Origin of the sequence: Acinetobacter sp., from assembly GCF_036666595.1 — a bacterium.
GTDB lineage: Bacteria > Pseudomonadota > Gammaproteobacteria > Pseudomonadales > Moraxellaceae > Acinetobacter.
Genome location: NZ_JAVWVO010000021.1, coordinates 1 through 5,967 on the forward strand (window position 1 = coordinate 1; position 5,967 = coordinate 5,967).

Genomic DNA, 5,967 nt, shown 5'->3' on the forward strand with positions numbered 1-5,967 from the left:
ATACATTATAAGATAAAAAGTTGATAATTGTATAGAATTATTATACTATACAATTATCAACTAAATAAATTAAAACATTTCTGCTGTCACCTCTTAAATAATAGAGGTTTTATCAATTAGAATTATAATACTGTTCATTTCTCATATTAGTATTTTTGTGATAACACATCCTGTAGATTGGTTTTTGATGAACTATTCAACAATTTATCTACATATTCTCTATCTTCAACTAAGTCCATAACTTTACTAAGAGCTTTAACATGTTTGTTTCCATCAGTAATTAATATCATGAAAACAATCTCTACTTCTACATCTAAACTCTTATCAACCATATTTTGAAATTTCATTGGTTTTTCCAATACAATAGTGCATATTCTATTTTCTAACACATATTCTGGAGATGTGTGGGGTATAGCAAAATTTACGAACTCAGATGGTATAGCAGTTGGATGATTTTCCTCTCTAAGCAATATAGAATCTAGGAATCCTTCCTTGACCAATGATCTTTTCATCAATTCTTTTGACATCATTGTGAATAGTTCAGTGTAGTTTTCAACCTTTGGCTTATAAAAAACTAAATCTGAGTCAAAGAGATTCTGAATTATTTCTTGTTCATTGTTCATATAGCTACCCTCATTTACTCAACTGTCTTTGTCTTTTTAACCTTTTTATCTCTTGTTAACCAGAAGAATACAACTAATACTGCTAATAGTACAACCGTACCAACGATTTCATACTTTAGCGCGCCTAATATCACTAAATATGACAAGCCACTTGGACTAAAATAAGTAATACCCGCTGCACCATCAGGGAATGCATAATTAATACCTTGTGCGACTTCTGTAACCATAGGGCCAATATATGTCGCAGCAGCAAATGCAATTACAACTAGTATAACACTTGTAATAAATGTTCTTAAGAAATCTCCTTTGTGGACGATACCTATAATCGCTCCAAAATAGACAGTCCCAGCTAGAGCTCCGAAAGGTAATACTTGATTAAATGGTAATAAGACTGTGAATAAAACATAAACCGGAATGATTAGTACAGCTGTTGCAACTGCGCTGGAGTGACCTACAGCAACTGCGGAGTCAAGACCAATGTAGTATTCTTCTCCTGAGAAACGTTTTTGCATGAACTCTTTTGCTGCTTCTGAAACAGGTAACAAAGCTTCCATAATGACTTTTACCATACGAGGCAATAATAACATTACTGCACCTAATTTAACACCCATTTCTAATGATGCTTTTACATCATAGCCTACTAAGAATCCTAATGCTGCCCCTAAAATAAATCCAATAGTTATTGGGTCGCCCAGAAGCCCCATCTTATTATTCAATTCTGTCGCATCTAATTTCCAGTTCTTAAATCCTGGAATTCTATCATAAACCCATTCCATAACATAAGCAACAGGAGCTGTGGAAATACTTGCTGCTTGTGGAATAGATATTCCTGGTATACCTAACATTTCTTGTACATCTGGAGCATTGTAATCTGCCATTCTCAACGCGAATGCGCAATACGCTAGTGCTCCAACTACTCCAAGCCATAAACTGCCTGTCATTGCGAATACTAATGATCCAATAAATGCATAATGCCAATAGTTCCAAATGTCTATATTTACTGTTTTAGTTAACTTCAATGATAACATTATAATATTGAATAAAATAATCATTGGTATAATAAATGCTCCAATTTGCGTTGAGTACGCAATACCAGCTGCTGCTGCCCATCCAGCATCCACAAATTGTAAATTTATATTAAATCTTTCAAATAATAGTGCTGCTGCGGGGCTTAATGTTTGTCCCAATAGTCCTGCTACTAAACTAATACCTTGAAATCCAGCCCCCATAAGTAGCCCTGATTTTATTGCTTTTTTCCAATTTACTCTAAAGAATAGCCCTACAAATATAATGATTACTGGAACCATTACAACACTACCCATACCTGATACTGCGTCACCAATCCCCTTAAAAAACTCCAAAACTTTTAACATTTAATTTCCTCCTTATTTTTTAAAATTTCTTCATATTCTCCCATTAAAAATTTGATTCTTGTGTTCGAGAATATTTCTCTACCAATAATATAGTGGTTAGCCCCAGCTTTTTTAACCCTCGATAAATTCTTTACATTAATATTTCCATCGACTAAAATATCTTTGCCTGGGAACACACGTTTCGCACTCTCAATAACATCTAGTGAACTCTCTAAGAACAAATTAGCTTGGCCATCTGGTTCTGAAGTTCCAATCATTACTTGTTCTATTTGATCACTGTACACGTTATATAAATCAATAGGATCCTTTACCATAAAAACAAATCCTACCTTAAATCCTAAACTCTTAATTTTATTTATAACTCTTAGTGGATAATCTGTCTTGGTTGGATGAAAAGAAACAGTAGTAATTTTATCTAAATCACTAAGCTTCTCGACAAAACCTTCGATATCATCAACCATTAAATGGACGTCTAAATCCATTTTGCATTCTTGATTTAGTCTTCGCAAAACTTTAATACCAAATGATATTTCTGATGATTGTACTCCATCCTGTATATCAACATGTAAAGTTTCGAATCCCAAATTTTGTACTTTGCTCATTTCTGAGGCAAGATATAAATGATCTGATGAATAAATTGATGGATAAATTACTTTTCTAGGATTCATTGATTATCCTCATAATTTCTCCATTTAATTCTGCTTCCCCCATACCTGTTAGATACGCGAATCCTATTAGTGTAGGTTTTTTAAAATCTACAGGAAACTTTTGAGTTGTAACGATCAGATCTACATTTTTAACATAACTGTTTACTTCCCCGTACGAACACTGTACAATTTCAACTTTGACACCTTGATCTCTAAACAGGTTACTCAATTTATTTACTATAAGTGTCGAGGTAGCAATACCACTCGCGCAAGCTACTAATACCTTTTTCATTTTTAATTTCCTCCAGTTATTTCAGCCATTATTTCCATTAGGCTTTTAACTCTTTCAATGTCAATAGGATTACTAAACACTCCATCAATTTTAAGAGAAGTTCCTACAAATGCAGCATCTGCATGTGCCATTATTTCTTTTGCGTTATCAACACCCACGCCTGTTACTGCAAATAATGGTATGCTTTTGTATTCCTTTTTAAATTTATCTAACAAATTTATGTCTACAGGTTGCCCTGCAACCGTTCCTGCAACACCAAGTGCATCTGGCGAATTTAGAAATACGTGTGTTTTCAAACTTTGAACAATATCTCTATTTCCAATATCAGCTGAACTCTCTGGCAAAACATAATGGACAAGTTTGAGATCATTATAACGCAAATTATTTCTCAAACGATAAACCTGATCACACGTAGAATTCATTAGTCCACCATTTGTTGCCCATGTACCGTGAAAGCTACCTCTTGTAAATGATGCTCCTGTTGTAGCACATAAGCCAATTGTCGCTATGGCATCACCAATGCAGTTAACTCCAAATGGAACCTTAAGGTCTGACTTTAAAAGACCGATAATATGAGCCATCGCACTTACAGTTTCAAAATTTGCTTTAGAAGTGTAAGGAAGACTAAATTCATTTGTAAATTGAATACCATCAATTCCTCCATCTTGTAGCGCCAATATATCATTTTTTGCTAACTGATAAACTTTTTCCATACCACCTTCTTCATCGTATAAGGGATCTCCGGGTAGTGCTATTAAGTGACACAATCCAATAATTGCCTTGTCTTTACCAAAAACATCATTAATCCAAGTTTTCATTTTTTTCTCCTCTTCCAATTCCGAATATATTTTTAATTTCATTTTCATTTACATCTTCATAATTAAGCATCAATTTTAAAAGCCTTTTATTCTTTAATAACTCAAATAGTTCGTTTAAAGCAACCAAGTGGGCCTTTGTATTATATGTAGCTAAAGTAATAATTACTGAAATTTCCTTGCCCCATTTTTTAAATTGAACAGGCTTTTTAAAAATTGTGCTTGTTATCCCTACAGCGTGTACGTGACCATCACTTTTTGCATGAGCGAGTAATACTCCAGGAACGTATTCTGCGTACAGCCCCAACTCTTCTGTTATTTCTAAGATTTCATCAGAATACACATTATCAATTATACCGTCATCTAGTAGTGGTTGACATCCTAGTCGTATTGCTTCCTTATAGTTGATTTCTTCCTCTATGACTTGGAAATGTTGTTCTTTAAATATTTCTCTTAATGTTAATTTTTTTTCATTTTCTGCTTTAAACTCTCTTCTCAAACTTCCTACTAAATTAACTCTATCATTTATATCTGCATATTTCTCCACAATGTCAATAATTTTGCTTATATTATTTGCTTTTGAAGATTCACTCCTTTCATACAAACCCCAATTCAAAATTTTAAGTTTTTGTAGTTCTGTTAAAACTGTATTTACTTTAATATAATAATCACTGGTATTTTTAAAATCAACAGTAGTAACAATTAACTCGTATAAGTCTTTATTGATTTCATACGAATTCTTATAATCGACAATGTCATATTTATAGCCATCGCCCAATATAGTTTCAAGTTGGTTTTTGACAAAGTATGAAGTTCCTGCTCCGGCTCCGCAAACTATTAGAATTTTTTTTTGATTTATCTTTGAAGAGTCATTAGATCTTTTAATAAAAGCTCCAAAATAGATACACAAATAAACAAATTCGTCTTGTTCTATAATGATGCCAAAGCGTTTCTCAAAATCATTAACTGCTAGTCTTGCCCATTGAGTCAAAAATGGAAATTGCAGCAATATATTTTCAGTAAAATCATTGTCTATTTTAATGTTGAACTTTATCCGATAAATCATCGACCTGATGTGAATCACAAATATTTTGAACAAATCATTTTTAATTTCAGTTTCCATCATGCAATTACTAATGAATGAATTTAATAATAATGTAGCCATCTCTAGAATATCTTGTTCAACGGGTTGGTTATTTAAACCCGCCAGCTTTGTCCCTAGAAGTAGTGATGTTATATAACTAATTTCATCATCAACGATCTTAATACCATTGTTTTGGAGTCGTTTCACTATATATTTAGCAGCGTGCACTTCTTTAAATTGGAGTTCATCAATAAACATATTTGAATTAGCGTCTTTATTGTTTCTTAAATAAATAATTAACATATACCGAACTAGTTCATATCTTGAACTCATAATATAACTGACTTGAGCACTCTCTTCACTCTCCAAAATAATGCTTTCTATAACATCAATGAGATCAACGTTTGAGATTTGTGAAATTCCTGAACTCCAATTAAGAAAAGCTTCATCTAAGATGTTTTTTATTACATAGTTTTCGAAACTATATAATAGATCAACGACCTTATATCTTATTTCGCTTTCAGAACCAACAATAATATATCCTTGAGTAGGTAAGTATTCTAAAGTAAAATTTTGCTTAGAATAAAAATTCTTTATATCAGTGATTTCAGAAGTTAGTGTACTCCTACTGACACCTATAATCTCGGATAAAAAATCAATTGTTAGTACTCCAGGATACAGAGCAATTATAATAAACACAAGTCCTCTTCTTTCAATTGAAGAATAAATGTAATCTTCCATCTTAATAGTAATAAAATATTCTTTTAACTTGACAGCGCTATCAATACTAATAATTAAATCACCATCTTCAAGTTGTACAATATCTTCATTCAAATCGAGTAAAATATCATTCAGTTTTTTCAAATTATAATTAAGCATTCTTCTAGTAACCCCTAATGTTTCGCATGCTAAATCTAGGGATACTGAGCCTCCATGTTTTTTTAAGATCTGTGAAATCTGAACAATTAAATTATTCAATGTTGTGTCTCCTTTGACTTGTGATTAAATTATATCAATATTTTGAGAAGATAGAAGATCAAACTTTGTATATTCGTAATACAATAAATGCCCAGTTAGCTTTTACAATTTTGTAGGTAATTAAATATACAACTTAATAAAAAAGGAAGAATCAA

At 32.1% G+C, this 5,967-nt stretch carries 6 protein-coding genes; all 6 read right to left on the reverse strand.

What is annotated here, in order from left to right:
• Nucleotides 1-146 precede the first annotated feature (146 nt).
• From RR876_RS16420 to RR876_RS16445, 6 genes are read right to left on the reverse strand one after another with little or no spacing between them, the layout of a single operon-like run.
• Nucleotides 147-623 carry a PTS sugar transporter subunit IIA gene (locus tag RR876_RS16420; RefSeq protein ID WP_332637121.1) on the reverse strand — a complete coding sequence of 159 codons (477 nt, stop codon included), beginning with the start codon at nt 621-623 and terminating at the stop codon, nt 147-149.
• 14 nt (nt 624-637) lie between these two features.
• Complete coding sequence (locus RR876_RS16425; protein ID WP_332637122.1) at nt 638-1,996, reverse strand: PTS transporter subunit IIC; 1,359 nt, start codon at nt 1,994-1,996, stop codon at nt 638-640.
• Nucleotides 1,990-2,664, reverse strand: coding sequence for a hypothetical protein (locus RR876_RS16430; RefSeq protein WP_332637123.1), 675 nt, complete (start codon nt 2,662-2,664; stop codon nt 1,990-1,992). The genes RR876_RS16425 and RR876_RS16430 overlap by 7 nt, the downstream gene beginning before the upstream one ends.
• Nucleotides 2,654-2,935, reverse strand: a complete 282-nt coding sequence (locus RR876_RS16435; RefSeq protein WP_332637124.1) for a PTS sugar transporter subunit IIB — start codon at nt 2,933-2,935, stop codon at nt 2,654-2,656. The genes RR876_RS16430 and RR876_RS16435 overlap by 11 nt, the downstream gene beginning before the upstream one ends.
• A 2-nt stretch (nt 2,936-2,937) precedes the next feature.
• Complete coding sequence (locus tag RR876_RS16440) at nt 2,938-3,753, reverse strand: BtpA/SgcQ family protein (protein ID WP_332637125.1); 816 nt, start codon at nt 3,751-3,753, stop codon at nt 2,938-2,940.
• A complete protein-coding gene (locus RR876_RS16445) occupies nt 3,737-5,812 on the reverse strand; it encodes a BglG family transcription antiterminator (RefSeq protein ID WP_332637126.1) in 2,076 nt (691 codons plus the stop codon). The genes RR876_RS16440 and RR876_RS16445 overlap by 17 nt, the downstream gene beginning before the upstream one ends.
• Nucleotides 5,813-5,967: the final 155 nt, after the last annotated feature.

Excerpts from the sequence above, each read along its gene's own strand:
- RR876_RS16420 (WP_332637121.1), bottom strand. The coding sequence starts at position 623 with ATGAACAATGAACAAGAAATAATTCAGAATCTCTTTGACTCAGATTTA.
- RR876_RS16425 (WP_332637122.1), bottom strand. The coding sequence starts at position 1,996 with ATGTTAAAAGTTTTGGAGTTTTTTAAGGGGATTGGTGACGCAGTATCA.
- RR876_RS16430 (WP_332637123.1), bottom strand. The coding sequence starts at position 2,664 with ATGAATCCTAGAAAAGTAATTTATCCATCAATTTATTCATCAGATCAT.
- RR876_RS16435 (WP_332637124.1), bottom strand. The coding sequence starts at position 2,935 with ATGAAAAAGGTATTAGTAGCTTGCGCGAGTGGTATTGCTACCTCGACA.
- RR876_RS16440 (WP_332637125.1), bottom strand. The coding sequence starts at position 3,753 with ATGAAAACTTGGATTAATGATGTTTTTGGTAAAGACAAGGCAATTATT.